The sequence below is a fragment of the Pseudoalteromonas sp. TB64 genome (genome assembly GCF_000498095.1).
In the GTDB taxonomy this organism is placed as follows: domain Bacteria; phylum Pseudomonadota; class Gammaproteobacteria; order Enterobacterales; family Alteromonadaceae; genus Pseudoalteromonas.
Map to the genome: position 1 here is coordinate 1 of NZ_AUTQ01000027.1, position 1,263 is coordinate 1,263.

The 1,263-nt window shown below is 41.5% G+C and carries 2 protein-coding genes and 1 pseudogene; all 3 read left to right on the top strand.

The window, feature by feature from the left end; translation table 11 throughout:
- Positions 1-476: pseudogene (locus tag L647_RS0100880) on the top strand (nitrite reductase (NAD(P)H)); the annotation flags it as partial.
- A complete protein-coding gene (gene nirD / locus L647_RS0100885; protein ID WP_002959861.1) occupies positions 463-816 on the top strand; it encodes a nitrite reductase small subunit NirD in 354 nt (117 codons plus the stop codon). The pseudogene L647_RS0100880 and the gene nirD, both read left to right, overlap by 14 nt.
- Before the next feature lie 9 nt (positions 817-825).
- Positions 826-1,263, top strand: a 438-nt coding sequence (locus L647_RS0100890) for an SAM-dependent methyltransferase (protein WP_024609534.1), incomplete at its 3' end; no start/stop codon positions are given.

Genomic DNA, 1,263 nt, shown 5'->3' on the forward strand with positions numbered 1-1,263 from the left:
TATACGTGTGTGGTAATGGCGGTATGCGCCCTCGCCACGCTGATTTATTTGCGACCGATTTAGACACGCCAACACTAATTAAATACATTGACCGCGTAATTATGTTTTACATTAAAACGGCTGACAAATTACAGCGTACCTCGGTATGGATGGAAAACCTTGAAGGCGGTTTAGATTACCTTAAAAGCGTAGTCATTGACGACAGCTTAGGCATTTGCGACGAGCTAGAAGCGCAAATGGAATTAATTACACAAACCTACGCCTGTGAGTGGAAAAAAGCGATTGAAAGCCCTGATGCAGCCAAACGATTCCGCCAGTTTGTTAATAGCCCCGAAACCGACGACAACATTTTGTTTGTGCAAGAGCGTAACCAAATTCGCCCTGCGACAGAAGCCGAAAAACGTGAGCAACGTAATACACAAAACCGTATTCCAGTAATGGAAGTTGAAGAGGAGCAAGCTGATGTCTTGGCATAATATTGGAACAATCGACAACCTAGTGGCTAATAGCGGCGTATGCGCATTAGTTAATAATCAGCAAGTTGCTATTTTTTATATTCCACAAAACCCAACGGCTGTGTTTGCTATTAGCAACTACGACCCTATTGGTAAAGCCAATGTATTATCGCGTGGCATTATTGGCTCTATCGACAATAAATTAGTTGTTGCATCGCCTTTATATAAGCAGCACTTTTGCCTAGAAACAGGTGAATGTTTAGAAGCAGAAGCAATACACCTACCGGTTTTTAATGCAAAAATTGAAGACGGCAGTGTATTTATAAGCTCTGAACCAAAAGTTACAACAGCTGTGGCTTAGGGGAATATTATGAGTGTACTGTCTTATTTTTCGGGTATTGAAAACGTGTGGCTAAATAAGCTTGTTACTAAGCTAACAAGCTCAAATGATCGCAGTGCTAAAAGCGGCAACGTTTATATAATTGGTGCCGGCCCAGGAGACGCAGAGCTTATTACGGTAAAAGCGCAGCGTTTAATTAATGCAGCCGATGTTGTTTTATACGACTGGTTAGTAAGCGATGATTTATTAAAAACGCTTCCTAAAAAAGCACAGCGAGTATTTGTAGGTAAACGTGCTGGTAAGCATTCGATGACCCAAGCTAACATTTGCGAATTACTGGTTAAATACGCGCAACAAGGCTTAAACGTAGTGCGTTTAAAAGGCGGTGATCCAAGTATATTTGCACGTATTAACGAAGAAGCCGATGCGCTTACCAAGCATAATATTAATTTTGCGATTGTTCCGGGT